22 protein-coding genes, 1 pseudogene and 1 other annotated feature are annotated in these 26538 nt (G+C 52.2%); of the genes and pseudogenes, 6 read left to right on the plus strand and 17 right to left on the minus strand.

Annotated features, from left to right (window positions below; all coding sequences use genetic code 11):
• Positions 1-151 precede the first annotated feature (151 nt).
• A complete protein-coding gene (locus tag ACL2XP_RS13360) occupies positions 152-6016 on the plus strand; it encodes a hypothetical protein (protein ID WP_413738974.1) in 5865 nt (1954 codons plus the stop codon).
• Between the two features lie 30 nt (positions 6017-6046).
• On the opposite strand, the gene ACL2XP_RS13365 is transcribed toward ACL2XP_RS13360, so the two are convergent.
• The 15 genes from ACL2XP_RS13365 to thrS all read right to left on the minus strand — a co-directional run bounded on the left by ACL2XP_RS13365 (position 6047) and on the right by thrS (position 19704).
• Entirely contained in the window at positions 6047-7498 is a 1452-nt protein-coding gene (locus tag ACL2XP_RS13365; RefSeq protein ID WP_413738975.1) for a protein adenylyltransferase SelO, read from the minus strand.
• Between the two features lie 92 nt (positions 7499-7590).
• Positions 7591-8607 carry a lipoate--protein ligase gene (locus ACL2XP_RS13370; RefSeq protein ID WP_413738976.1) on the minus strand — a complete coding sequence of 339 codons (1017 nt, stop codon included), beginning with the start codon at positions 8605-8607 and terminating at the stop codon, positions 7591-7593.
• Between the two features lie 35 nt (positions 8608-8642).
• Positions 8643-9110: an NlpC/P60 family protein gene (locus ACL2XP_RS13375; RefSeq protein ID WP_413738977.1), complete on the minus strand. Its 468-nt coding sequence runs from the start codon at positions 9108-9110 to the stop codon at positions 8643-8645.
• 7 nt (positions 9111-9117) lie between these two features.
• Positions 9118-9924, minus strand: coding sequence for a vitamin B12 ABC transporter ATP-binding protein BtuD (gene btuD / locus ACL2XP_RS13380; protein ID WP_413738978.1), 807 nt, complete (start codon positions 9922-9924; stop codon positions 9118-9120).
• Positions 9925-9940: 16 nt separating this feature from the next.
• A complete protein-coding gene (locus tag ACL2XP_RS13385; protein ID WP_413738979.1) occupies positions 9941-10492 on the minus strand; it encodes a glutathione peroxidase in 552 nt (183 codons plus the stop codon).
• A gap of 55 nt (positions 10493-10547) precedes the next feature.
• Positions 10548-11552, minus strand: a complete 1005-nt coding sequence (btuC, locus tag ACL2XP_RS13390; protein ID WP_413738980.1) for a vitamin B12 ABC transporter permease BtuC — start codon at positions 11550-11552, stop codon at positions 10548-10550.
• A 227-nt stretch (positions 11553-11779) separates the two neighbouring features.
• The gene (locus ACL2XP_RS13395; protein ID WP_413738981.1) at positions 11780-12202 is read right to left on the minus strand and encodes a DUF2502 domain-containing protein; all 423 of its coding nucleotides are present in this window, start codon (positions 12200-12202) and stop codon (positions 11780-11782) included.
• A 409-nt stretch (positions 12203-12611) separates the two neighbouring features.
• Positions 12612-12908 (minus strand): integration host factor subunit alpha, encoded by a 297-nt coding sequence (gene ihfA, locus ACL2XP_RS13400; protein ID WP_011411244.1) that lies wholly within the window; start codon positions 12906-12908, stop codon positions 12612-12614.
• A 4-nt stretch (positions 12909-12912) separates the two neighbouring features.
• Positions 12913-15300: a phenylalanine--tRNA ligase subunit beta gene (gene pheT / locus ACL2XP_RS13405; RefSeq protein WP_413738982.1), complete on the minus strand. Its 2388-nt coding sequence runs from the start codon at positions 15298-15300 to the stop codon at positions 12913-12915.
• A gap of 14 nt (positions 15301-15314) precedes the next feature.
• Positions 15315-16298 (minus strand): phenylalanine--tRNA ligase subunit alpha, encoded by a 984-nt coding sequence (gene pheS / locus ACL2XP_RS13410; RefSeq protein ID WP_413738983.1) that lies wholly within the window; start codon positions 16296-16298, stop codon positions 15315-15317.
• A gap of 50 nt (positions 16299-16348) precedes the next feature.
• Positions 16349-16472: a sequence feature (Phe leader region), on the minus strand.
• A complete protein-coding gene (pheM, locus tag ACL2XP_RS13415) occupies positions 16423-16467 on the minus strand; it encodes a pheST operon leader peptide PheM (protein WP_106120997.1) in 45 nt (14 codons plus the stop codon). It overlaps the preceding feature by 45 nt.
• Before the next feature lie 64 nt (positions 16473-16536).
• A complete protein-coding gene (rplT, locus tag ACL2XP_RS13420; RefSeq protein WP_162365778.1) occupies positions 16537-16893 on the minus strand; it encodes a 50S ribosomal protein L20 in 357 nt (118 codons plus the stop codon).
• A gap of 42 nt (positions 16894-16935) precedes the next feature.
• Entirely contained in the window at positions 16936-17133 is a 198-nt protein-coding gene (gene rpmI / locus ACL2XP_RS13425; protein WP_010847343.1) for a 50S ribosomal protein L35, read from the minus strand.
• A 96-nt stretch (positions 17134-17229) separates the two neighbouring features.
• Positions 17230-17772 (minus strand): translation initiation factor IF-3, encoded by a 543-nt coding sequence (gene infC, locus ACL2XP_RS13430; protein WP_074012490.1) that lies wholly within the window; start codon positions 17770-17772, stop codon positions 17230-17232.
• 3 nt (positions 17773-17775) lie between these two features.
• The gene (thrS, locus tag ACL2XP_RS13435) at positions 17776-19704 is read right to left on the minus strand and encodes a threonine--tRNA ligase (RefSeq protein ID WP_413738984.1); all 1929 of its coding nucleotides are present in this window, start codon (positions 19702-19704) and stop codon (positions 17776-17778) included.
• A gap of 401 nt (positions 19705-20105) precedes the next feature.
• Here thrS and ACL2XP_RS13440 point away from each other — a divergent pair, with 401 nt between their 5' ends.
• The 3 genes from ACL2XP_RS13440 (at position 20106) to pfkB (ending at position 22993) form a co-directional block, all read left to right on the plus strand.
• Positions 20106-20471: a GtrA family protein gene (locus ACL2XP_RS13440; protein WP_413738985.1), complete on the plus strand. Its 366-nt coding sequence runs from the start codon at positions 20106-20108 to the stop codon at positions 20469-20471.
• Entirely contained in the window at positions 20468-21385 is a 918-nt protein-coding gene (locus tag ACL2XP_RS13445) for a glycosyltransferase family 2 protein (RefSeq protein WP_413738986.1), read from the plus strand. The genes ACL2XP_RS13440 and ACL2XP_RS13445 overlap by 4 nt, the downstream gene beginning before the upstream one ends.
• Before the next feature lie 666 nt (positions 21386-22051).
• The gene (gene pfkB, locus ACL2XP_RS13450) at positions 22052-22993 is read left to right on the plus strand and encodes a 6-phosphofructokinase II (protein WP_413738987.1); all 942 of its coding nucleotides are present in this window, start codon (positions 22052-22054) and stop codon (positions 22991-22993) included.
• A 54-nt stretch (positions 22994-23047) separates the two neighbouring features.
• Here the strand turns inward: pfkB and ACL2XP_RS13455 are convergent.
• Positions 23048-23828, minus strand: a pseudogene (locus ACL2XP_RS13455) (ABC transporter substrate-binding protein).
• 400 nt (positions 23829-24228) lie between these two features.
• Here ACL2XP_RS13455 and ACL2XP_RS13460 point away from each other — a divergent pair.
• A complete protein-coding gene (locus ACL2XP_RS13460; protein ID WP_413738988.1) occupies positions 24229-25092 on the plus strand; it encodes a fructosamine kinase family protein in 864 nt (287 codons plus the stop codon).
• A 58-nt stretch (positions 25093-25150) separates the two neighbouring features.
• Here ACL2XP_RS13460 and ACL2XP_RS13465 read toward each other — a convergent pair whose 3' ends face one another.
• Positions 25151-25696: a YniB family protein gene (locus tag ACL2XP_RS13465; RefSeq protein WP_413738989.1), complete on the minus strand. Its 546-nt coding sequence runs from the start codon at positions 25694-25696 to the stop codon at positions 25151-25153.
• Positions 25697-25866: 170 nt separating this feature from the next.
• Between ACL2XP_RS13465 and hxpB the strand changes: the two genes are divergently transcribed.
• Positions 25867-26532 carry a hexitol phosphatase HxpB gene (gene hxpB, locus ACL2XP_RS13470; protein ID WP_413738990.1) on the plus strand — a complete coding sequence of 222 codons (666 nt, stop codon included), beginning with the start codon at positions 25867-25869 and terminating at the stop codon, positions 26530-26532.
• Positions 26533-26538 lie beyond the last annotated feature (6 nt).

Consider the following 26538-nt stretch of genomic DNA (forward strand, 5'->3'; position numbering starts at 1 on the left):
CGCCCTTTATTTGTTGTATCTTCTTAATGGCCACAGCAAAGAAATTCGCCGTTATATCAATATCGGCCGCGGGGAGCTATTGCTCATGGCCATCACCTAAATAGAGAAACAAATAATATCTTTCTAATGAAAATTATTAAAAGGATGTTTTATGCAAAAGAATACTACTATATTTTCTTCTTCAAAAAAAATTGCTTTATCAGAAAATTACCAGTTTGATAATAATACACATCATCGAAACAGCTTCTCCCGTAAATTAACCTGCATCAGCAATGATATTGCCGCCTTTCCGGCGCTTCGAACTACTGAAAAATCACCCAGGCGCCGCTTAACTGCGCGCCAAGATACCGGGGGAAGGGCCGACGGGAAAAACTCAGAAAATCATCTGTTCAGCTGCGTGAAAGAATTCCGCCAGATATTGGGGACACCGCTTAATACCGGAGGCAGCCAATATATTACCGTTGAAATAAATGACCGACAGTACAGCATACCCGCTACCCGCGTTGAGCTTCCCAGCAAAAGAAGAATTTACGTGGGCATATTCGCCAGTCGATGGGTGGTATCCTGCGGTGAAAATTATTATATAGAAAATGTAATTATTCCCAAACCTTTAGGATTGTTGCCTACAGCGGCATTATTAGCCGCCGGCGCGACGGCCGCCGGCGGATGGGATTTGTGGGATAAAACGCGGTCATGGCTGACGTGGTTCGGCAAACTGGCGGATATCGGCAAATTTCCCATGGCTGCCGCACAGATGCCTAATACCACCACCGCGTCACCGGGCAATCAATTCCTCTACTTAAAAACCGTTGAGTTCAGCGCCGCCAGGGACACTCAGCCAAAAGAGCCGAATATAACCGATACCGGCGATAAAGCATTGGCCGAAGCCGACATCGAGACCGCAATGGTTACCACGGCCCCCTCAACGACCTCCGCGCCGCCGGCAAGTACGCTACGGCCCATCGACCAGGATCTGTCCGAAAAACCGCTGCCGCATCCAACAGGTTCATTTGTTTTCCTCATCGATGATCTTGAAATGCAACTGATCGTTGCGCCACGGAATGCCAGGAAATATTTGGATGAGCTAAAAACCGAGTTTTTACAAAACGCCGATAATCACGGCCATAAACTTCCTCAGTTATTAGCGCTGGACCATTTCCTGGGGGAGTATGTCATTAAGGTATTTCACCAGGGATTGTATTTTAAAGAGGATGCTAATCCGCTAAACATCATTATATTTAAGAAAAACACCGAAAATTTTATCGATAAATGCAGACATAACCCACACGCAAGCCAGGCGACAATAGCTCACATAACTACTTATGCATCGCGCCAAACGTTGCTGAGTAATTATATACTAAACATTGACAAACAATTAGTCCAGGCGAATGAAAACATTGATAATGCGCTTTTCAGCGAACTGCTGGACATGCAACGTTATAACTCTTTTGAGGAAGCAAGAAAAATAATAAGACAAAAATCCATCAATGCGGATTTTATTAAAGATAATCACTTTAAAGAAATAATGTCTTTATTACATATTATGGAAGATGCCTATAATCAATACTGCAATGAACTGATCATCGACGACACGGCCCCCATAGACAGGGTCATTTACCAGAATAATAAAGGAATCTATAATGCATTGATAAAACATGACGGACAGGAGTTAAAAAATTCCCTGATAAAATTGAGATTTTTCTTTATTTTTGAATACACGCGCAGCAATGGCATTAGCGTGCACAGTTCTAATTTTTTATTGCCAGGAGAATTATCAAATCATTGGTATCTATTTTCCGAAGATGAAATGGAATTACAGCATACGAAAGTGGAAAATATTTTGGTTACAGAGCTTGATAATTTACTTAATCAACGTTCCGATAGCTATCCAAATATTTCTCTATTGATCCGCATCATTGAATTATCACGATTAAATGAACACATGACGTATAGTTCTGACCGCTGGCAGGAGAAAAACATTTTCCCTTTTACCATGACCTACAATATCTTAAAGGAGGTGCTAACCTATAACAGCCAGGAAAAAGAAAAAGTCAAAAATTTGAAATTCTGGTACCGGGATTATCTTAATATATTAGAGAAAGCAAAAATATCCTTTGTACTATTGATTTATATCACGGACTTACAGGAAAAATTTAATGATAATATTGAAATTTATTTAAATAGCCCTGTATTCTCTGGTGTGGAAACAAATATTCAAAAAGTCATCAATGCAAAAATTATGGCAGCCAAAAGCCTTATCAGCGGACAACAAGGTGATGCCTATGATGATGACAGGCTACTCTCCGAATATGAGAAAATGATAGCAACCGGCAATCTGGATGTAATAATTAAAGCGGCCGCAATTTGGTATTTATCTTACGAACAACACCGAACAATTCGCATGCTTAGCACGGTAAATGTCTTATATGTCATAAAAAAGTTTATCATCCTAAATAAATATATTCACATTGAGCTAGGCATGAGGAACCAACTGGTTTACTCCAGCGTGTTTAAATTAGAAAGTCGCACACATTTTGCTTCGCTTGGGGACTATTATCAACAGTTCATTGAATATAAACTTCATGACTCATATCATGAGGCGGTAAATATGACAACCATGGCGCTAGGGAATGCTACCATCGGCTTGGTTGAATTGATATATCCGCCCAAAGAAATTTATACCTTTAAAATATTTTCCCGAAATTTTGTAGTTAATCCGGCATCGCCTTTAACTTCCTTTTCCTTTCCGCATAATAATATCGGTTTCATCTCATTATTTAAAACCCAAAGCAACAGGTTTTACGCCTTGTCGACTTTAAATAGCTTGTCCTTCATTATTAATATTACTCATCTGCAACATTCCTCACTCATTAAACAACTTATAACGCATTGGAAAAATAGCGGCATCAATTTAAATATCAGAAATAGGCCACACTTAGGGGTTAATGAAACCGAGATGATGTCATTACTGTCCCTGGCCGCAAATGACATTAAAGCCAATGAGCCGGTTATCAACTTCTTACTCAGGCAGCCAGAATCCGATCTGGAGCAAAATGCCATTCCACCTTATAGTTTTTCGCCGGTCAGAAATGAAGACATTGCGTCAACGATAAGTGATTATAGCATCCACTTTTCGGAAAACGTGCAGCCTCTCGCGATCAATGTCCCGTTAATCACTAGTATCGATAATTTAAATCAGGCTACGCTGATTGAAATTGCCGATCAGCTAAAAGAATCATTACTAAAACATACCTGGCCGGAATATATCGGGCAGCTGCTACCCTTTTTTGAAATCCTAGTGCGCCACTGGTATGATGAGGAGCATGAGATACAATTCCATGAAATTATATTCGATCTTTTTGACGTAGTGATGACATGTTTCAATATAGGGAACAGAGTACAGAAGCTGGCGAATGTGAGTTTGAATAATTTACTGGAAAAAGCCGTTCGGCTCAAAATATCCAGGGGTAGAATGATGCCATTTATTGCCGCCGAACTTGCCTCCATAGCCCCGAAATTTGCGAACACGGGCGGTAAAATTGCTTTACAAGAGTTAAGCTCTTTAATAAACCCCAGCCCCATTTCACCGTCATTATTATTCAACTTGCGAAAACAAAAATCCCATAAAAAAATCGCTGAAAGCATCGCTATGGTAAATGAATCGATCAGGAAAGAAATCACACGTAAAAAAAACCAGCGGCAAGCTTGGAAAGTGGATATGGAGGGTAAAACATTTCATCAGCAGGGAGATATTTGGATTGACGGTGACAATAGCAAGAGAAAATATATCAAAAATAATAATGATTTTTTCAGGGTCTATGAAGATAACAACCAGCTATTGCGCATTGTAAACGCTCAAGCCGCCAATGATAAAAATTTAGCTATCCCCATTGTAAAAGGCCCCACCGGTGACTGGATTGCCGATCGTACTGATTTATTCAACTACCGCGAATTTCCGCGTAATCTCATGCAGCTCAGCGGGAAAAATCTTTTGGGGCTGGAATCCATTGAATCCGAACCATTGTCTCCGGTTGAGAGTGAAAGCCGCTACAATTATGAGAAAATTGAATTTCATAAAAAAGTATTGAGATTTTATCTTTATAAAAATGACTATGCGCGCAGTCTTATTGCGGGCACGGCAAATCATGAACATTTTCTTTACAAATTCAATAAAAATTTATTCTTTCGAAAAGAAATTGTCGATCTGTTAAAAATAAACTCCAGTAGCGTCGCTGAATCCATGCTTATCGATGCGTTAAATACGTTAAACGATCGCCAGGATGCTATTGTCAGATTCCGTGCCATTACCTCATGGACAGATAGTGGCGACGTCAATCCGATAACCTATTATGCGCTAACGGTTGATATTGAAGAAATCAGATACATACTTGATCTGCGTGAAATGAGAGCGCATTTAAAACTGTCTGATAAAAGAGATGTATTTACGCATAATGAATGGGTAATGATGTATCGACATGATGTAAATATAGGTTATGATCTTGTTAAATATAAAGATTTTGAACACGTTGAGGATGCGAAATATTTCCCTTTTCGTGAATCGATGTCCGCCTCTAACTATATCAAGGATGGGTATTTACTTACCGAGCCTACCTGGTATCAGGCTTCACTTGTTAAAAAATCCAATCGCGCCTACAATTCAAAACATTCTTTTCAGCGAACTGCTGCCAAAGACTTTCGTTCTGCCATGCGCTCGCTTCGCCATAGTAAAAAAATTCATTTCGATAAGCAAGAATATCCGATAAAAATATTATATCGATGTGGAAAAATTAATGTCGAAACATTTGATCTATTAATAAATATAATCCAATCAGCAAAAATTGATTCATATAACAGCGGCGCCCTGTTAACGCATAAAGTACGAATATCCAGCATCGAAGAATTATTAAAAGTCAACGAAGGGAAATTAGTTGGATTTTACTCGTTAGGCAATCAATTAGAGCATTTGCTCCTCTCCTTGGGCAATGGCCGGTTTACCGGGGTACAAAACAATTTTTTTGATAATGGCTTGCCGGAACGTCCTTCTATTATCATTGCTGAACAAATGGGGGAATTTGTCGGCGGGATTTTAGCATTGAGGCAGGTAGAAAAAAGGCTTATTGTCCTCACCGGTGCCGCATTTGGTTCGATTGAAGATAGCCCCACGCTACTCGATTCCTTGCCCCAGGAATCGATGCCGAAATATTTTGTTGATGGGCGTTTACTAGAACATCGCCAGCAAGTAATACCACGTCAGCGAGTATTATTGGGCAAAGATTGCCGCATCGAAGCCATTAACGATCTTGGCACCCGCATACGGATAAAAATGCATGGCGCCCCTTTTAATATCAATCATATGGATGCTATAGAATTTTCGGATATTATCCGCGGGCTCCCCCATCTGGAAAACGCCGTGTTTAACCTGCGAGAACTGACCAGTATCGAGCTATTTTCCTGTTATGGCGGATATGGCAACCGCTATTCGACCGCGCAGATCCTGGCTGATGAACTGGGGGTTGACGTTAAAGCGTTTCCCCATAAAGTCAGTGATGATATCAGAACCAGACGTCCGGAATGGTTTAGGGTTTTTCATCCCAAACAAAAAAAAAGCTTGAGTATTATCGACACCCTCCATCCGCATGACAATATAACACCGAAAATGGCGCAGAAGATCCACCGCACATTCCACGATTTATGGGGTTCACTGCGCGACACGATAAATTCGCTGACCGCCTCCAGGCAAAAACGGGATCATGAAAATATTCCGCCAATTTATATCGATTTATTAAAGCTGATTATTTTACATGAACCGGAAAACCCGGTTAAAATCGGCGGAATTGAATTAAGCGACGCGTCGCTCTCTCTGCTCCGGCATATTTTGGCTGAATATGACATCGACGGAATTGAGGAGCCTGAAATCATCGAGCAGACATTTTTGGACATTATATTATCCATTGATGAACTGCGCTATTTATCCGACGGCTTTAACGATCCTATCCCCAGCGGGGAAGATCGGTAGCGCGGGCCCCCCGGGCAACCCGCGCAAGATCTAGCTGGAGCAGGATATTTCCAGGTGCCTGCCCCACTCCGGCGGCAACGCCGCCAGATCGTCGAGATCGGGGTCGTCGGTATAAGGGCGGCGCAGCGCCTCATGCAGGCGGCGCAGGAATGAGAGGTCATTTTTTCCGGCGCCGTCAATCGCCAACTGCGCCAGATAATTGCGCAGGATAAATTTAGGGTTTTTGGCCTGCATCGATTCACGGCGCTGGTCGTCCGCGATGCCTTCTTGCAGCAGCCGCCGACGGTAGGCTTGATACCAGTGGTCGAAGGCCGCCAGATCCTTCATATCATCGCGCAGGGGCGAACGAGCGTTGGCCGCCTCGCTTTCGCTTAGCAGGCGAAACAGCCGGGTATAATCACTGCCTTCTTTGCTCATCAGGCTCAGTAATCCGGTCAATAAGTCGTTATCCTGCTTATCCACCGTGTGCAAACCCAGTTTAGCGCGCATCTCTCCGCCATAGGCGCGCATTAGCGCGGGTTCGTAATGGCCCAGCGCCAGCTCCAGATCGCTCACCGGCATCAAGCCGGACAGCGCCTGGGCCAAACGGTGCAAATTCCATAACGCTACCGCCGGCTGGTTGTCGAACGCATAGCGTCCCTGATGATCGGTATGATTGCATATGTATCCCGGCTGATAGGCATCCAGGAACCCGAACGGGCCATAATCCATGGTGGTGCCCAAAATGGACATATTATCGGTATTCATGACGCCATGGGCGAAACCAACGGCCTGCCATTGGGCAATAGTGCGCGCCGTGCGTTCCACCACATCCGTGAACCAGAGCCGATAGCGGCCTTCTTGCCCCGCCAGCGCCGGCCAGTGGCGATCGATCGCATAGTCGGCCAGTTGCCGCACTTTGTCCGGCTCGCGGCGATAATAAAAATGCTCGAAATGGCCGAAGCGCACATGGCTTTGCGCGATGCGCAGCAACATCGCTCCCGGTTCCGGCTGCTCCCGCCATACCGGCTCGTCGCTGGTGACAATGGTCAAGGCCCGGGTGCTATCGATGCCCAGATAATGCAGCGCTTCCGAGGCCAAAAACTCCCGCACCACCGAGCGCAGCACCGCGCGGCCGTCGCCCATGCGCGAATAAGGCGTATGCCCGGCGCCTTTTAAGTGCCAATCAAACATCCTGCCGTCCGGCAATTGCTGTTCGCCGAGCAAAATACCGCGCCCGTCCCCCAACTGCCCGGCCCACACGCCGAATTGATGCCCGCTGTAGACCTGGGCCAGCGGCTGCATGCCGGGCAACAGCTGTTCGCCGGACCAGACGGCGGCATGCCGTTCATCGAATAAGTGGGCCGGCAGCGCCAGTTCCCGGGCCAAATCCTCGCTATGATAGAGTAAACGCGCGCCGCGCAGCGGCGTCGGCGCCAGGGCGGTATAGAATTCCGGCAACCGCTGGAAATAGGTATTATTGAATATGGGGTTTTCGGCCATGGACGCCTCCTTACTTAAGTGTAGAACGTCAGGAGCCGTCCGGCAGGCATCACCGATACGATACGCGATATCAGCGCGGCCCGGCGACCGGCTCAGCGCACCTGATTGGTCAGCCAGTCGGTAAATTCGGCCAGCGATGCCCGATCCTGCGGGTGCCGGGCCATCATCCGGCGGCATAATAAATCGATCGCATCGGCCCGGTAGGCTACGCCGCGCAATGCGGCGGACAGTTCTTCCAGCGGAGTGGGATTCAGGCTGTCGGTAAACAGCTGGCTGCGGGTGATTACGCCATGTTCGACGTCAAAATGCAATTCCACCCCGCCCCAGATAAAACGGGTATCCAGGGTATGGCTGAAGGCCGGCGCCTGGCCGAAATTCCATTCCCATCCGCTTTGCTTGATAAACTGTTCGGTAAAGCCGGGTAAATCCGGAATATGCCGGGGTGAGATGATTTCCGGTTCCACCGTTTCGCCATACCAGTGGCCAAAAGCGTGCTGGAGGTGTCGGCACAGCAGCGGATGAGTAATGCCGGGCATGACGTCGATTAAATTGGCCACCCTGGCGCGTACGGACGTGATCCCCTTGGCCTGGAGCTTTTTCCGATCGGGATTGAGATACAGCGCCAGGCGATCGAGATCGGCATTTAGCAGCAGCGTGCCGTGGTGAAATCCCCGATCGGAGGTTTCGCGGTAAGCGGAACCGGAAATTTTACGTTCCCCGTCCGGGGTGCCCAGGACCAAATCGTTGCGCCCGGAAGCGATGGCCGCAATGCCCATATCATGCAGGCCGTTAAGAATAATTTGCGTGGAGATGGATTTATCATATTCAGGTTTGCCGGCCATAAAGGTAAAACACGTGTTGCCCAGATCATGGAACACCGCCCCGCCGCCGCTGCTGCGCCGCGCCAGCTTGACCCGGTCTTGCTCCATCCGGCGGGTATTGCACTCCTTCCACGGGTTCTGCGCGCGGCCTATCACCACGGTATCGGCATTACGCCATAAGAACAGCACCCGTTGGGTAGGGGGCATCTGGCGGAAAATGCACTCTTCCACCGCCAGGTTAAACCAGGGATCGTGCGAATCAGACAGTAATAAACGTAAAGACGACATGCTTTCTCCCGCCCATGGACCACCGGGTCAAACGGTTAAATACGCCTGGCCTGCCAGTAAGTTTTGCGCCAGTACACGTTATCCAGCGATGAACGAATGACGCCCTGGCTGGTAGAGGCGTGGATAAACAGATCGTTGTTATCGTAAATCCCCACGTGCAGGCCGTTGCTGCCGCTACCGGTTTTAAAAAACACCAAATCCCCCGGCAGCAGGTCGTCGCGAGAGATGCGGGTACCGATTTTGGTCTGCGCTTCGGTGGTGCGCGGCAATATAATGGCAAAACGATCCCGGAAGGTGCGGAACACAAATCCCGAGCAGTCCACCCCGCCGCGATCCAGGCCGCCATACCGATAAGGAACCCCATGCCACTGCCGCAATTGGGAGTGCAACTGGGCCTTGACCAGATTGGTATTGGCCAGCCGGGGATCGGGCGGGGGCGCATGATGGCTACAGCCGGCCAGAAACAGCGCCAGCACCACTACCCAAAAAGAAATCCGTCTCATTTTCTACTCATAAGCAAGTCGTGTGATGTACCGCCTGGCCAGGCTCCTGGCCATACGCGAACAGCCACGGCCGGGAGCCGGCCTGTAATAGGGTGAAATCCACCCCAAAAACCGGCGATAACACCGCCGGGTGCATGATTTGCCGCGCATCGCCCTGCGCCGCCAGCCTACCCTCTGACATCAGCCAGACTTCGCTGGCATGTTGCAGCGTGTGGTTAAGATCGTGGGCGCAAACCACCACGGCGATGCCGGATTGGGCCACCTCCGCCAGCAGGGCGTCAAGCGCCACGCGCTGCGCGATATCCAGGCTGGCGGCCGGTTCGTCCAATAATAGCAGGCCGGCCCGCGGATTGAGCGCCGGCCAGATTTGTAATAATACCGCCGCCAGTCTGACCCGTTGCCATTCGCCGCCGGAGAGATGAGTCAACGGCCGGGCCAATTTATCCGTCAGGGCCAAGGCATCGGCAAGATAGGATACGGTGCGATCGATCTCTTTCGTCCCTGCATTCAGGGGCTGGTGCAAGGCCAGATATTGAAATACCGGCATGGCGGCATAAGGCAGTGCTTGCTGGCATAGATATCCCCGTCGCAGTGCAAGCTGCGCCCCGCCCCATGACGTTATGGGCTGGCCCATGAGGGTAATATCGCCGCCGCAGGGTTGCAGGCCGCCGATGCAGGCCAGCAAAGTGCTTTTGCCCGCGCCGTTAGGGCCGATGATGTGGACCAGGCCGCCGGGACTCACCTGCGCGGATATTTCCGCCAGCCGGTGGGCCACCGTCACCCGATTCAGGGCCAGCAGGGTATAATCCGTCATGGGGTTATCCCGGCGATTACTTTGCCAGCGCCTGGGTGATGGCATCCAGGATGATGGGGTCGCGGGGACGCATATCCGGCGCAAAACGCGCAATGACCTTGCCGTCGCGTCCTACCAGGAATTTTTCAAAATTCCACAGGATATCCTGCGGGTGTTTCGGCTCTCGGCCTTTACCCGCCAGGCGCTGGTAAAATCCGCTGTCCTGCGGGGCGATCGCTTTGGGCTGCGCGGCGATCAGCGCTTGATAAAGAGGATGCCGGCGTTCGCCGTTAACCTCGATTTTGCTGAACATCGGAAATTCCACTCCGAAGGTGCCGCGGCAAAACGCCAAAATTTCGTCATCGCTACCGGGTTCCTGGCCGGCAAATTCATTGGAAGGAAAACCTAATACTTCCAGCCCCTGCGGGTGATGGGTTTTGTACAGGCTTTCCAACTCTTCATATTGGTCGGTCAAGCCGCATTTCGACGCGACATTCACAATCAGCAGCACCGAGCCCCGGTAATTTTCCAAGGTGGTAACGTCGCCGGTGATGGTCTTAAGCGGTAGGGTAAAAATATTATCACTCATCTCGAACTCCTCCAGATACAGGTAAAATCAGCACCTTAACATTCCGGACACAAGCTTATCCCCTAATCCTGATTAATAGCCAGATAAATATCGGCGAACCCAGGGTCGCGGTCACCACGCCGATGGGCAACTCGGCGGAGGGCAATGCAATGCGCGCGATCGCATCCGCCAGCAGTAATACGCCGGCACCGGCCAACGCGCAACCGGGCAGCAGGCGCCGGTGGTCTGTGAGTCCGCCCAGGCGCAATATGTGCGGGATAACCAGCCCGATAAAGCTGATAACCCCGGCCAGGGCGACGCTGATGCCCACCATCCAGCCAAACGCCAGCACCAGCACATTGCGCCAGATAAATACCGGTAGCCCCAACTGCAAGGCCTGCTGCTCGCCCAGCGCCAGCAGGTTCATGACCCGTCCTTGCAGGGAAAGCCAGATAATGAACGGCACCAGGGATAACACCAGCCATTTGGCGCGCCAATCAACGCCGCCAAAACCGCCCATCATCCAATATAATAGCTGGCGCAAATCCAGGCTGGTGCTGAAATAGACCGCCCAGGTCATGACGGCGCTGCACACAATGCCCAAGGCGACGCCGACCAGCAATAGCCGGGCGTTGGACGCGCGGCGTCTGGCGAACCACAGCAGCATGGCGGTAATGGCCAGCGCGCCGCCCACGGCGCACAATCCAAGGCCCCACACCGGCATCATGCCGCGGCTAAGCAGTACGCCCAGCGCCAGCGCTACGCCGGCGCCGTTTGCCACCCCCAGCAGCCCCGGTTCGGCCAGCGGATTTTCAAATATATTTTGCATCGCGGCCCCCGCCAGGGCCAGCGCGGCGCCGACGACCATGACCGCCAGCGCGCGCGGCAACCGCAACTCCCAGACAAAGACCCGCGCCGTGGCATCAAACCATTGCGTTGGCCAAAACCAGACATCACCGGCACACAAGCTCAGCAGCCAGGCAATGCCCAGAAATAATGCCAGCCAGCGCAGCCGGGCGGTATCCTGGCGCAGTTGGCGATCTTTCAGGGCGCTAAAAAGAGACAGGTCAGACGGCAGCATTATTCAGGTCCGGTCATTAAGTGGTCCAGCAGCACGTAAAGCTGGGCATTATCCTACCGGGAATGGCGGCAAAGCGGTAGTAGCAAGACCTGGGAGCATGTCCGCGGCAGGATTTTTTCGGGGCGGTGGGGTGAAGTCGCGGTGGGAAACCTTATGGGACCGGCACCGGATTCGGATATCCTGGCGGTGCCGGCGGTTATGATCACGCTAACCGGAGTCGGGGTGGGTTATTGCTGAGGCGCTTTGCGCGGCTGTTCCGTGGCGCCATTCTGGCTTTGCTGCCGGTTGTCGCCGCCAGGCAGGGTTTTACCCTCGGTGCCGGCGGCATGTCCCTGGTTTTTCGGGTCGCCGGCATTGCCTTGCGGCCGGGCCTTGGCCGCGGCGGGCGCTTTTGGCGACCAGCGGCCCCCGTCCCAATATTCGCCATGCTGGTTGCGCTCGCCCAGATGCTTGCCCTGATGGGCGCGCCACCATTTGGCGGTGCGCCATTGATAGCCATCCCAATACTTGCCCTGGCTATTGCGGTCCCCGACCCCCCTTGAGACCCCATGGGCATCGCCGTTGCCGGCGCCCGCCGCCATGACGACCGAAGGCGCCATAGCCGGCATGATTGATAACGCCATCACCAACAACGCGGTAGTTTTTTTCATTAGATATTCCCTGAGTTTATTTGCTGTCGTTATATCAGTAGCGGAAAAACAGCACTATCAGACAGCGGCGCATTTGCGGCACTCTTTCGCAAAACTAACGTTATGCTTACAGTGATGTCCGGCTAAACATACCGAGCAGAAGCGAGTCCCCTCGGCGGGCTATCGGACATGAGGCTTGGGTTTAATAAAATCCTGATGCGGCGGGTTATTTACAGCGGTTTATACCAGCAGGCCCAGAACGCCGCGATCCGATCATCGCACAGACCACCGCACCTTGGCGTAAAACGGCAGAGGCGCCCACCAGCGCCGACAAATGCCTGTATAACGACACATCCGCACGAACCGGAGCGCGCCGGCGCGGGCAAAAAAAAGGCCGCACTATGCGGCCTTTCAGGTAGCTGACAATACGTCACTCTTTAGGTGAAGCATTCTCGACACGGCTTTTTAACTTTTGTCCCGGACGAAACGTTACTACCCGCCTGGCAGTGATCGGGATATCTTCACCGGTTTTCGGGTTACGCCCAGGTCGTTGATTTTTGTCGCGCAAATCAAAATTACCAAAACCGGATAATTTTACCTGCTCGCCATTTTCCAGCGCTCGCCGGACTTCCTCAAAAAACAGTTCCACTATTTCTTTGGCATCCCGTTTGCTCAGCCCGAGCTTTTCAAACAGGTATTCTGACATTTCAGCTTTAGTAAGCGCCATAGGTTCAATCCCTCAAGGATGCTTGGAATCGCTGTTTTAGTGCCGCAACGCATTTATCAACGGTGGCGGCAATAGCCTCTTCTTCCAGTGTACGAGCGGTATCCTGTAATATCAGGCTGATAGCCAGGCTCTTAAAACCTTCCGCTACGCCCTTCCCCCGGTACACATCAAACAAGTTTACGCCAACTACCTGATTTGCGCCAACTTTCTTACACTCTGCGATAATTTCTGCTGCCGGAACGCTTTCGGCGACCACAACGGCGATGTCGCGGCGGTTCGCCGGGAAGCGCGAAATGTCCCGCGCTTCAGGCACTTTGCGGACCGCCACCTTATCCCAGAGTAGTTCAAACACGACGGTACGGCCATTTAAATCCAATTTTGCTTCTAATTCCGGATGTATAACCCCAATAAATCCAATACGTTCCCCCGCCAGATAGAGCGCGGCGCTCTGGCCGGGGTGTAAAGCGGGATTATTTTCAATCCTGAAGTCAATATCGGCAAGTTTGCCGGTAAGTTCAAGTAATGATTCAAGATCGCCCTTCAAATCATAAAAATCCACCGGCTGGCGCGCCAAATCCCAATGTTCATCGAATCTTGGACCGGTAATGACTCCCGCCAGCATAAGATCCTGGCGGATACCCAGGTCCGCTGCATTATCAGGAACAAAGCGCAATCCGCTCTCGAATAAACGGATGCGATTTTGCTGACGATTCTGATTATAGACCACGGCGGCGATCAAACCGCTCCATAGCGACAGGCGCATAGCGGACATTTCGGCGGAAATGGGGCTTGGCAGCATCAGCGGCGCCTGGTCCGGATGCAGCAGGGATTGTATCTTGGGATCGACGAAACTGTAAGTGATCGCCTCTTGATAACCCCGATCCACCAGCAGCGTCTTCACGCGGTTCAGCGGCAATGCGGCCTCCTGGTGGCGGGTCATTTCAAGATTGGCGCGGATCGGCACATTGGGAATGGCGTTATAGCCAAATACCCGGGCCACTTCTTCCACCAAATCCTCTTCGATCGCCATATCGAAACGCCAGCTCGGCGCGACCGCCTGCCAGCTATCCTGGCCCGCGGTAACGCTGCAGCCCAGACGGGCCAGGATATCGCCGACGTCCGCATCCGCGATGACATGGCCAATGAGACGATCAAGTTTTTCCCGGCGCAGGGTAATGGTGGCGGGCGTCGGCAAATCGGCCGGCGAGCCAACCTCAATCACCGGGCCAGGCTGGCCGCCGCAAATGGCGATCAGCAGGCCGGTGGCGCGTTCGATGGCCCGCTGCTGCAAGGCCGGATCGACCCCGCGTTCATAGCGATGGGACGCGTCGGTGTGCAAACCGTAGCGGCGCGCGCGGCCGGCAATGGCCAGCGGGTCGAAGAAGGCGCTCTCCAGCACGACGTCCCGGGTGGCGGTGCCGATGCCGGAGAACTCGCCGCCGAAGATACCGGCCATTGCCAGCGCTTTCTGATGGTCGGCAATGACCAGCGTGTCAGGCGCCAGGGTGGCTTTGGTGCCGTCCAGCAGCGTCAGGGTTTCCCCCTGCCCGGCCATACGCACCACGATGCCGCCGTCAATGGCCTGCAAATCGAAGGCATGCATGGGCTGGCCCAGCTCCAGCAACACAAAGTTGGTCACATCCACCACGGCGTCCACCGGACGCAGGCCCGAGCGGCGCAGCTTCTCTTTCATCCACAGCGGCGTGGGCGCGGCGACGTCGATACCTTTGATCACCCTGGCAAGATAGCGCGGGCAGGCGGCCGGCGCATCAACGCGCACCGCGATCCGGTCGGCGATGGCCGGCGCCACGGCATCAATAGCCGCCGCGTTCAGCGGCAGGCGATTGATTACCGCCACGTCGCGGGCAATCCCCAGCAGGCCCAGGCAATCGGCCCGGTTCGGCGTCACGCTGATATCGATAATCTTGTCGTCAAGGCGCAGGTAATCGCGGATGCTGGCGCCAATGGGCGCATCCGCGGGCAGTTCGATAATGCCGCTATGATCGTCCACCAGGCCGAGTTCGGAAAATGAACACAGCATGCCTTCGGACGGCTCGCCGCGCAGTTTGGCGGCCTTGATTTTGAACTCGCCGGGCAGCACCGCGCCGACCGTAGCCACCGCCACCGTTAATCCTTCGCGGCAATTGGGGGCGCCGCAGACAATATCCAGCCAGGCGCCGGCGCCGATATCCACCTTGGTGACCCGCAGTTTATCGGCGTTGGGATGCTGCTGACAGGCGACCACCCGTCCCACTACTACGCCGGTAAAGGCGGGGGCGGCATCGGTGATGCCGTCGACTTCCAGCCCGGCCATGGTGATTTGTTCCGCCAGTTCGTCGCTGCTAATGGCCGGATTCACCCATTCACGCAGCCAAAGTTCACTGAATTTCATGTGCTTATCCCGCCTTATTTGAATTGTTTAAGAAAACGCAGATCGTTTTCGAAGAATGCGCGTAAATCAGTGACGCCGTAACGCAACATAGACAGCCGTTCCATACCCATGCCAAAAGCGAAGCCGGAATAGACTTCCGGGTCGATGCCGACGTTGCGCAATACGTTGGGATGGACCATGCCGCAGCCCAGCACTTCCAGCCATTTGCCGTTTTTACCCATCACATCCACTTCAGCCGATGGTTCGGTAAACGGGAAATAGGAAGGACGAAAACGAATCTGCAGATCTTCTTCAAAGAAATTACGCAGGAAGTCGTTTAGCGTGCCTTTCAGGTTGGTAAAGCTGATATTGGTATCAATGATCAGCCCTTCCATTTGATGGAACATCGGGGTATGGGTCTGATCGTAGTCGTTGCGATAAACGCGCCCCGGGGCAATGATGCGGATCGGCGGCTGCTGGTTTTTCATGGTGCGGATTTGCACGCCCGAGGTCTGGGTGCGCAATAACCGGGTGGCGTCAAACCAGAAGGTGTCATGGTCCGCCCGGGCCGGATGGTGCGGGGGAATATTCAGGGCATCGAAATTGTGATAATCATCTTCGATTTCCGGGCCGGTGGCCACCGAGAAACCCAGCTCGCCAAAGAACTGCTCAATGCGGGAGATCGTGCGGGTCACCGGATGCAGCCCGCCGTTTTCCATGCGCCGTCCCGGCAGCGAGACATCCAGCGTCTCTTGCGCCAGCCGGCTGTTTAGCGCCGCGGACTCCAGGCTGGCCTTGCGCTCGTTGAGCGCCTGCTGAACTTCCAGCTTGACCTGATTGATCACCGCACCCGCCGCAGGACGCTCTTCCGCCGGCAAATCGCGTAAGGTGGTCATTTGTAATGTCAAATGGCCTTTTTTGCCGAGATACTCGACGCGCACGTTGTCCAGCGCCGCGATATCCTGGGCCTGTGCTATGGCAAGCTTGGCTTGCACAACCAAATCTGCGAGATGTGGCATTGCTTTCCTCTTCTTTTCCGGCCTTGAATGGCTTAATCGTTAATGGCGAGCAAAAAAAAACCTCCACACCGGGAGGCTTTAGCGCTATTTTTCGTTTCTTTTCTTACGCGCAAGCTCCCGGGATTCAGGCGCTAAAGTAAAAAAAGAAACGGAAAATAGCAGCATTCATGCTTGCATTACCTTGTTAGCTAGATTGTGCTTGATAAAAGAGGGAGTCAGACTCCCTCTTCCATGCGTATTACGCCAGCGCACCTTTCGCTTTTTCGGCAAGTGCGGTAAAGGCCACTTTGTCGAATACGGCGATGTCTGCCAGGATCTTACGGTCGATTTCAATAGAGGCTTTTTTCAGGCCATTAATGAAGCGGCTGTAAGAAATGCCGTTCTGACGGGCTGCGGCGTTGATACGCGCAATCCACAGTTGACGGAATTGACGTTTCTTCTGACGACGGTCGCGGTAGGCATACTGGCCTGCTTTGATAACCGCCTGGAAGGCAACACGGTAAACACGCGAACGGGCGCCGTAGTAGCCTTTCGCTTTTTTCAGAATCTTTTTGTGACGTGCACGAGCTGTCACACCACGTTTTACGCGAGCCATATGCTCTCTCCTAAAGTCTTATCCAAAACCATTAAAAAACGCTTATGCGTACGGCAGGCACGCGATTACCAGACCCAGATCGCCTTTGGAGACCATGGATTTAGGACGCAGGTGACGCTTACGCTTCGTGGATTTCTTGGTCAGAATATGACGCAGGTTAGCATGCTTGCGCTTAAAGCCGCCGGAGGCGGTTTTCTTGAAGCGCTTGGCAGCACCGCGTACTGTCTTGATTTTTGGCATGAGTTATTTCTCTACTCCGCATTGTTGATAATATGAATCAATGAGGCGAAGGCGACGCACCGCGGTTAAGCGGCCCGCCGCCTTGCTTGTCAGGCCTTATTGTTTCTTCTTGGGTGCGAGCACCATGATCATCTGGCGTCCTTCGATTTTACTCGGAAAGGACTCAACTACCGCCAGTTCACTCAGATCGTCACGAACGCGGTTAAGCACTTCGATGCCAATCTGCTGGTGCGCCATTTCACGTCCGCGAAACCGCAGGGTGATTTTGGCTTTATCGCCGTCTTCCAGAAAACGAATCAGGTTGCGTAGTTTTACCTGATAGTCGCCTTCATCGGTACCAGGCCGGAACTTAATTTCCTTAACCTGAATAACTTTTTGTTTCTTTTTCTGCTCTTTGGTGGATTTGCTCTTCTCGTAGAGGAACTTGCCGTAATCCATTATACGACAAACCGGCGGTTCGGCATTAGGGCTGATTTCAACTAAATCTACGCCCGCTTCCTCGGCTTTTTCAAGCGCTTCATTGAGGCTGACTATGCCAATCTGCTCGCCGTCAATCCCCGTCAGACGAACCTCTGCTGCGCGGATTTCTCGGTTAATACGATTAGGACGCGCCGGTTGAACTCGTTTTCCGCCTTTAATACTTTATACCTCCAGTTGATGAAGATTACGGCTGCGAATTTCAAGCTGCAGCTTTTCAATAATCTCGTTAACGTCGATGCTGCCCAAGTCGATGCCGCGGCGTGTACGCACGGCAACTTTGCCTGCCTCGGTTTCTTTATCACCGCAGACCAGCATGTAGGGCACCCGACGCAAAGTATGTTCGCGGATTTTAAAGCCTATTTTCTCATTTCTCAAGTCTGCTTTTACACGAATGCCGGCAGCAGACAATCTTTCCGTCACTTTTGCGACGTACTCCGACTGATTGTCAGTGATATTCATCACCACAACCTGGGTCGGCGCCAGCCATGTCGGATAAAAACCCGCGTACTCTTCGGTTAGAATACCGATAAAACGTTCCATTGAACCCAAAATGGCGCGATGGATCATTACCGGCACTAAACGTTCGTTGTTTTCGCCTATATAAGAGGCGCTCAGGCGACCCGGTAATGAGAAGTCCAGCTGTACCGTACCACATTGCCATGCGCGATCGAGACAATCGAGCAGGGTAAATTCTATTTTAGGACCGTAAAAAGCGCCCTCGCCCGGCAAAAATTCAAAAGCGATGCCGTTTTCAGTTAACGCGGCGGCCAGGTCTTTTTCCGCCCGATCCCACGTTTCGTCGGAACCGATACGTTTTACAGGACGCGTGGAGAGTTTAACCAGAATATTATCAAAGCCAAACGTACCGTAAATATCATACACCATTTTGATGCAATTGTTTACTTCATCCCGAATCTGGTCTTCGGTACAGAAAATATGGGCATCGTCCTGGGTGAAACCGCGTACGCGCATCAGGCCGTGCAGGGACCCCGACGGCTCGTTGCGGTGGCAACTGCCGAACTCTGCCATGCGCAGAGGGAGATCGCGATAGGATTTCAGACCCTGGTTGAAAATCTGCACGTGGCCCGGGCAGTTCATCGGCTTAATGCAATACTCGCGGTTTTCCGATGAAGTGGTAAACATATGCTCGGCATAGTTTTCCCAATGGCCGGTTTTTTCCCACAGCACGCGGTCCATCATGAACGGACCTTTCACTTCCTGGTAGTGATAGGCTTTGAGTTTCATGCGCACAAAGGCTTCAAGCTCGCGGAAGATAGTCCAGCCGTCGTTGTGCCAGAATACCATGCCGGGCGCTTCTTCCTGCATATGGTACAAATCGAGCTGCTTGCCGATTTTGCGGTGATCGCGTTTGCCCGCTTCTTCCAGGTGCTGCAGATAGGTGTTCAACTGCTTTTTATCACCCCAGGCGGTGCCGTAGATGCGTTGCAGCATTTTATTTTTGCTGTCGCCGCGCCAATACGCCCCGGAGGTTTTTTGTAATTTGAAATGATGGCAAAAACGCATATTCGGCACGTGCGGACCGCGGCACATATCGACATATTCTTCGTGGTGATACAGGCCGGGACGATCGTCGTGGCTGATGTTCTCGTCGAGGATGGCGACTTTATATAGCTCGCCGCGGGCGACAAAGACGTCGCGCGCCTGCTGCCAGCTCACTTTTTCCTTGATAACGTCGTAATCCTTATCGGCCAGCTCATGCATGCGCTTTTCGAGCAGGTCGATGTCTTCCTGGGTCAGGGTGCGATCCAGATCAACGTCATAATAAAACCCTTTATCGATAACCGGGCCGATGGCCATTTTGGCATCGGGCCACAGCTGCTTGATGGCATGTCCCAGCAGATGCGCGCAGGAATGGCGGATAATTTCCAGCCCAGCTTCATCTTTGGCGGTGATGATGGCGAGCTGCGCATCATCGGTAATCATATCGACGGCGTCGATTAATTCACCGTTGACCCTGCCGGCTATGCAGGCCTTGGCCAGACCGGGACCGATATCACGGGCAACATCAAGGGGTGAGACGGGATGATCGAACTGACGCTGACTTCCATCAGGAAGGGTAATCACTGGCATGGTTGTTTCCTTAATTTGCAGTGGTGATCCATACGCGAGAACACATACAAATTTTTGTCATTCAAACTTCATAGGTTGGTATGCGCTATCAGGCTTTACTTTGCCGGATATAAGCACGCTCCCGCACCGGTAGAACGTCCGGGGGTGTGACGCATTGTTGGGAACCGTAATACTACCACCGAAAAGATGGATGTCGCCACGCTTAAAGAAAAAAAGCTTAGGCAATCATGGGATAGCGCCTTGCGCCGCTTGGTTCGCAGCCTATAAATACGCACCCGTATTTTATCTCCCCGGCGCGCTTTTGGACAGCGGATATCCGGCCACAACACGCTGAATTCTTTCTATATCGCGACCGCCGATAGTGGTAGACTTTCGCGCGTAATCCCTATTGGCAACCTAAGATGCTTAAAACGTTCTCGATGTACGCGATGGTCGGCGTAATTAATACCCTTATTCATTGGGCTGCATTTGGTTTATTCCATTACTGGGCCGGCATGGATCAGACGTTGTCTAATTTTTGCGCGTTTTGTATTGCGGTAACCTTCAGCTTTTTTGTCAACGCGCGTTTCACGTTCAAAAAAACCGCCACCACCATGCGTTATATTTTTTATATCGTTTTCATGGGGGCCATGGCTTTAACCGTGGGCTGGCTTGGCGACCGGCTGCATGCACCCGCTATTATTACTCTGATCGTCTTTTCAGGCGTAAGTCTGATATGTGGATTTTTTTATTCAAAATTCATCGTTTTCAAGGAAAATAAAGCGTGAAAATATCCTTGGTTGTTCCAGTATTTAATGAAGCGGAAATGATACCGCTATTTTATAAAGCGGTAAGAGAGTTTGAACCGCTGAAGCAATATGAAGTGGAAATCGTTTTTATCAATGATGGCAGCAAGGATAAAACTTCCGAGATCGCCTGGGCTTTTGCCCTGGCCGATCCCCTGGTCCTGGTGCTGGACTTCACCCGTAATTTCGGTAAGGAACCGGCGCTGTTCGCTGGCCTGCAATATGCCACCGGCGATGCCGTCATCCCCATTGACGTCGACTTGCAGGACCCCATCGCGGTCATCCCCCAACTGGTGCAAAAATGGCAGGAAGGCGCCGATATCGTGCTGGCCAAGCGTTCCGACCGCATGACCGACAGCCGGATGAAACGCAAAACCGCGGAATGGTTCTATAAGCTGCACAATAAAATCAGCTCGCCCAAAATCGAAGAAAATGTCGGGGACTTTCGCCTGATGTCCCGCCAGGTGGTGGATAATATCCTGCTGCTGCCGGAGCGCAACCTGTTTATGAAAGGCATCCTGTCCTGGGTCGGCGGCCGTACCGTGGTGGTGGAATATTCCCGGGCCAGCCGCGTGGCGGGCGAATCGAAGTTCAACGGCTGGAAGCTGTGGAACCTGGCCATTGAAGGTATCACCAGCTTTTCAACCTTCCCTTTGCGCATTTGGTCTTATCTGGGATTGACGGTTGCCCTGTTCGCTTTTTTCTATGCGGCCTGGATGATCCTCGACAAATTGATTTGGGGCAACAGCGTACCGGGTTATCCCTCGATCATGACGGCGATTCTGTTTTTGGGCGGGGTGCAGCTGATCGGCATAGGCGTGCTGGGTGAATATATCGGACGCATTTATATGGAAACGAAAAAACGGCCCCGTTTTATCATCAGGAAAAAGCCCTAAAGCATTAACATCTTATCAAAATGGATTCAACAGCAAATTATCATACGATACAAACTGTCAAGTGAAATTTATTTGCTTGCACCAAAAAGCAGCAAACCCGCCGGAGCGGGTTTGCTTGAATCAGCGAGTCATTATGAGGTAGGTTATACCAAAGCAGTAACGACAGCGACCCAAAAAGCCATACATATTAATACTATGCTGGGCAACGTTAACCGATAGAATTGATCCATAACACCCTCTCATTTACCTGACGTCTTTTAAGAATTATCCTACGCCTTTTCATCCCATCAAAACAGGATCTGGATCATTCTTTAATAATTTTAATGCTTAAAAAACACCCTCTGGATCACATACTGCGCGGTGATTCCGCCTGGCTGATGCAGACGCCGGGCAAAAGCAACCGCGGATTCACTGCTAGGCATTGACGTTAAGTAACAGTCCGGATAATCCTACCAATACCGCTAGCAACAGCAGACTAATCCACTTCCAGCGTTGTTCCGATTTAAGACTCATCTTATTCTCCGATTTGCCGTCATTCGCTATATCGGCAGCGGCGTGGAAAACTTGACGGCATAAGCGAAAAAAAATGCACCCCGCTTTAGCCTAACGGGATGGGCGTCGATTGGTGCTATGCTTGAAGCCAATTTTCGATGCTAGGAGAGTGTTATGATACAGATAACGACCCTGACTCTGGCCCCTTCGCTGGACAGCGCCACCACCACCGATCGCATTTATGCGGAAGGGAAACTGCGTTGCTCGGCCCCGCAGTTCGAGCCGGGAGGCGGCGGTATCAACGTGGCCCGCGCCATTGTGCATCTGGGCGGCACGGCAACCGCCCTGTTTCCCATCGGCGGCCCCACCGGACGCCATCTGGCCGAACTGCTGACCCAGGAAGGGATAATCACCGATGCCATAGAAACCCGCGATTGGACCCGCCAGAACCTGCACGTGCATGTCGCGAGCACCGGCGAGCAGTATCGCTTCGTCATGCCGGGCGCGCACTTGACCGATGACGAATTCCACTTGTTCGAGCAGCGGCTGCAAAACCTGCCCGCCGGCTCATTATTCGTGATTAGCGGCAGCCTGCCGCCGGGCGTCAGCGTCGAAAATTTACAGCATTTATTGCGAGACGCGCAGCGACGCGGCCTGCGCTGCATCGTCGATAGTTCCGGGCCGGCCCTGAAGGCCTGCCTCGACGTCGGCAATCTTGCGCTGGTTAAACCCAACCAAAAGGAACTGGCGGAACTGGCGCAGCGGGAATTAAACGATCCTGACGCCGTGCGGCAAGCCGCCATGGAGATTATCGCCCAGGGCAAGACCGAGCGCGTGGTGGTGTCCCTGGGCCCCCAGGGCGCGCTGGGGGTGGATAAAGACCATGTATGCCAGGTGGTGCCGCCGCCGGTAAAAACCATGAGTACCGTAGGCGCCGGTGACAGCATGGTAGGCGCGATGACGCAAAAAATCGCCGCCGGGGCTGATTTGCTGGATATGGTGCGATATGGCGTGGCGGCGGGCAGCGCCGCGACCTTGCATAAAGGCACCCGTTTATGCACGTTCGACGACACCAAACGCATTTATGACTACTTGTGTCGGGAAACGGTGATTTGATGATGATGGCGTACCGCCTTGCCGACGGTGCGCCACGCCCGACATGGGCTGCCGTTATTGGGGCGCCTGGGAAGCGAAAATGCCCTGCCCTTGCGGAATCTGCGTGAAGCGTTGCAAAATATCGCTATAGGTTTGAGCCGGGTCCAAATCGCCGAAAGACTGCGGATAGATAAATTTCGCCAGATATTCCATTCCGACGATATTATAAGGATGGTTATAAAAATTATGGTAGATACCATAGAACCGGTGGTTTTTTATCGCCGACATGCCGGTAATGCGCCTGGTAAAAATCCACATATTCTTTCGCTTCTCCCTCGCGGTTAAGAATGGCGCCCAATAACGTCACGCTGCGCGGGGTATTTTCCACCGGCTTGAACATGGTATCGATAAACACCACCGGGATATTCAGGGCCTGCATTTTTGCCAATACGCCCCCTTGCGCCAGCGAAGGTTTGGAACGCAGCTGCGCAATCAGCAGATCGGTTTTTTTGGCGATAACGCTTTCGACATTCACCTCGCCTTTATCGCTAAAACCCATATCCAGGATGTTATCGGCCTGCGGCCATTTTTTATCCAGCAGTTGCCAGGTATGGGTATCGCTTTTTTTCAACAGATTGTTCCAGGCCACCAGCCGCGCGAACGGGTCCTGGCTATCCAACAGCGCCAGGGTCAGAATATCCCGCCCGTCCTGCAACACCACATGCCGAGGTTCCCGGGGCAAAACAATGGACTGACCGTCCACATCCGTCAGCGTTACCGGGTAGCTGGTGGCGAACGCCGCAGGGGCAGCTAAAACCGCTGCGGCCCATATAGATAAAGATAAATAAGACTTCATGGTTATTTCCGTGAGCAAAATCAGTACGGTAATGATAATCAGTTTCATTTTCATTGCAAACCGATGATTTTTGTGAGGACATTACTTTTAAGCATCGCGTGTTTTAGGCTAGCAACAATAGTAATTATCAGTTGACATAACTTACTTTCGCCCCAACACTCTCTCCATGCTTTACCAGCGCGGCCCGTGACGCGAACCTCACCGAGTCCCGGCTGGCTGGCAGGCCCTTCTCTCTTGAATCCGATACGCGCCGTTGATCTGCTTGCTGGCCGTGCTTTTTCGGGTTCGTTCCATCGGTCATCGTCGCCGCAGATGTCGGCGGGTGCGCCGATTTGACAAGATTTTGTCACCGAAGTGATTCATACCTTAACCGGCAGAGCGACTTTAGGGGGATACGACGATGTGGCATGCCATAAGCACTATGCTGGCAGAACAGTTTGGCCAGGATGAGATCCGCGAGCACCGGGAATTGCCCGGCGGTGAGCTGCATTCAGCCTGGTATATCCGCTATGGCGAGCATCAGCTGTTCGTGAAGAGCGATGCGCGCGAACTGTTGCAGAAATTCACCAACGAGGCCGATCAACTTGAGATGCTCGCACGCAGCAATACGGTGCGCATTCCCAAAGTGCACGGCGTCGGCAGTTCCCGCGACGAAAGTTTCCTGATCCTGGATTATCTGGAAGAACGCCCGTTTGACGCCCATGGCGCCTACTGCCTGGGGCAGCAATTGGCCCGTTTGCATCAATGGAGCGAACAGCCCCAGTTCGGCCTGGATTTCGATAACGACCTTTCCACCGTCACGCAGCCCAATTCGTGGCAGCGCCGCTGGTCGGTGTTTTATGCCGAGCAGCGTATCGGCTGGCAACTGCAGTTGGCGGCGGAAAAAGGGCTGCACTACGGCCCTATCGACGACGCGACTGCGGCGATTGCCGAGCGCCTGCATGACCATCAGCCCCAGCCTTCGCTGTTGCACGGCGATCTGTGGCCGGACAATTGCGCCAACAGCAGCAACGGCTGTTTTCTCTACGATCCGGCCTGCTATTGGGGCGATAGGGAATGCGATTTGGCCATGTTGCCGCTGTATGGGCAACTGCTGCCCCAAATCTATGACGGCTATCAGAGCATCTGGCCGCTGGAAAAAGGATTTATCGAACGCCAGCCGATTTATCAGCTCTACTACCTGTTAAACCGGGCGTATTTGTTTGGCGGGGAGCACATCGGCACCGCCCAGGAGGCGCTCGACCGAGTGCTGAGCGACAAATAATCCATCAGGCCGGGCCAGCCCTGCCCCGGCCTGATGGATGCCATGCCGATCAACGGATCTATAAAAAACCCAGCAGTTTAAAAACAAAATAACCGACTACCGCCAGCACCACCGGCAGAATGTAGAGCGGGAAAAATTGCAGCAGGATGGTATGACGCGGCATGATGATTTTATCCTCCAGCTGCGCCCGGCTCAGGCCGTCGGCCCCCCGGGCCTGCTCCAGCACCATTTGATCTTCCACCCCTTCGCGGATATGCCTGACCTGTCGCGACATGCGCGCGCCCGATGCCTGGAGCGCCAGACCGACAAAAATCAAAATATAGATAAGCCAAAAAAGAAGATTGGCGCTGAAGATCGATCCCGCGAACACCGGCTGCGGCGAGTTATACCAAAATATATTGAGAAATGGCGTATTAAACCGCAGCATGTCGATGATGACATGAAAAAAATCGGCCATTACCGCATTAATGCCCTTATTTTGCTCGCTATGCTGGTAAATAAATTTCAAGACGGAGATCAATGTCGAGAGTAAAGCCGGTATAAAAATAATCCATCCCGCCAGCCGTTTGATTACGGCCAGTCGGCCAGCTTGTTGATACGTCATGTGCTCCCCTTGTTAAGCGACGCCAACCAGAATGCTTAAGTTTATCTATAATTTAGGTTTTGTGCCCGGTTGTTTTTCGTGAATCGCGTTTTCCTTTCCCCATCACGTTTAAGCCGTTTGGTGTTATTCTCTGGGTCTACCTTCTTTTATCGCCGTCAGGAGCCTTATACATGCCGTTGAAACTACCTCAGGAAGCCGTAATTTTTGATATGGATGGATTACTGATTGACTCTGAGCCTTTGTGGCACCAGGCGGAACTCGATATTTTCGCCGCCATGGGCATGGATGTCGCCACCCATGACGCGATTCCGGATACGTTGGGTATGCGCATCGATCAGGTGGTAAAGAGCTGGTACCAGCTTAGCCCCTGGCAAGGCGCGTCGGTGGAAGAGGTCGCCAAGCGGATTATCATGCGCGCGGTGACGCTGATCGACGAGCAGCGTCCGCTATTACCCGGCGTGGAGCAGGCGCTGGAAACGGTTAAGGCCAGCGGGCTGAAAATCGGCATGGCGTCCGCCTCGCCGCTGTTTATGCTGGAGAATGTGCTGGAAATGTTCAACCTGCGCCACTATTTTGACCATCTGGCCTCGGCGCAAAACCTGCCCTACAGCAAACCGCATCCGGAAGTCTATTTGCAAGCGGCATCCCAGCTGGGCGCCCAACCGGAACGCTGCACGACCCTTGAGGATTCATTTAACGGCATGATCGCCACCAAAGCGGCGCGGATGCGTTCGATCGTGGTGCCGGACGCGGCTTTGCGCGCCGATCCCCGCTGGGCGGTGGCGGACGTGAAGCTGGAATCGCTGCTGGAACTCACGGCCGGGCATATTAGCTAACGCCGC

Source organism: Sodalis sp. RH21, from assembly GCF_047324175.1.
In the GTDB taxonomy this organism is placed as follows: Bacteria; Pseudomonadota; Gammaproteobacteria; order Enterobacterales; family Enterobacteriaceae; genus Acerihabitans.

Excerpts from the sequence above, each read along its gene's own strand:
- ACL2XP_RS13360 (WP_413738974.1), top strand. The coding sequence starts at position 152 with ATGCAAAAGAATACTACTATATTTTCTTCTTCAAAAAAAATTGCTTTA.
- ACL2XP_RS13365 (WP_413738975.1), bottom strand. The coding sequence starts at position 7,498 with ATGGCCGAAAACCCCATATTCAATAATACCTATTTCCAGCGGTTGCCG.
- ACL2XP_RS13370 (WP_413738976.1), bottom strand. The coding sequence starts at position 8,607 with ATGTCGTCTTTACGTTTATTACTGTCTGATTCGCACGATCCCTGGTTT.
- ACL2XP_RS13375 (WP_413738977.1), bottom strand. The coding sequence starts at position 9,110 with ATGAGACGGATTTCTTTTTGGGTAGTGGTGCTGGCGCTGTTTCTGGCC.
- btuD (WP_413738978.1), bottom strand. The coding sequence starts at position 9,924 with ATGACGGATTATACCCTGCTGGCCCTGAATCGGGTGACGGTGGCCCAC.
- ACL2XP_RS13385 (WP_413738979.1), bottom strand. The coding sequence starts at position 10,492 with ATGAGTGATAATATTTTTACCCTACCGCTTAAGACCATCACCGGCGAC.
- btuC (WP_413738980.1), bottom strand. The coding sequence starts at position 11,552 with ATGCTGCCGTCTGACCTGTCTCTTTTTAGCGCCCTGAAAGATCGCCAA.
- ACL2XP_RS13395 (WP_413738981.1), bottom strand. The coding sequence starts at position 12,202 with ATGAAAAAAACTACCGCGTTGTTGGTGATGGCGTTATCAATCATGCCG.
- ihfA (WP_011411244.1), bottom strand. The coding sequence starts at position 12,908 with ATGGCGCTTACTAAAGCTGAAATGTCAGAATACCTGTTTGAAAAGCTC.
- pheT (WP_413738982.1), bottom strand. The coding sequence starts at position 15,300 with ATGAAATTCAGTGAACTTTGGCTGCGTGAATGGGTGAATCCGGCCATT.
- pheS (WP_413738983.1), bottom strand. The coding sequence starts at position 16,298 with ATGCCACATCTCGCAGATTTGGTTGTGCAAGCCAAGCTTGCCATAGCA.
- rplT (WP_162365778.1), bottom strand. The coding sequence starts at position 16,893 with ATGGCTCGCGTAAAACGTGGTGTGACAGCTCGTGCACGTCACAAAAAG.
- rpmI (WP_010847343.1), bottom strand. The coding sequence starts at position 17,133 with ATGCCAAAAATCAAGACAGTACGCGGTGCTGCCAAGCGCTTCAAGAAA.
- thrS (WP_413738984.1), bottom strand. The coding sequence starts at position 19,704 with ATGCCAGTGATTACCCTTCCTGATGGAAGTCAGCGTCAGTTCGATCAT.
- ACL2XP_RS13440 (WP_413738985.1), top strand. The coding sequence starts at position 20,106 with ATGCTTAAAACGTTCTCGATGTACGCGATGGTCGGCGTAATTAATACC.
- pfkB (WP_413738987.1), top strand. The coding sequence starts at position 22,052 with ATGATACAGATAACGACCCTGACTCTGGCCCCTTCGCTGGACAGCGCC.
- ACL2XP_RS13460 (WP_413738988.1), top strand. The coding sequence starts at position 24,229 with ATGTGGCATGCCATAAGCACTATGCTGGCAGAACAGTTTGGCCAGGAT.
- ACL2XP_RS13465 (WP_413738989.1), bottom strand. The coding sequence starts at position 25,696 with ATGACGTATCAACAAGCTGGCCGACTGGCCGTAATCAAACGGCTGGCG.
- hxpB (WP_413738990.1), top strand. The coding sequence starts at position 25,867 with ATGCCGTTGAAACTACCTCAGGAAGCCGTAATTTTTGATATGGATGGA.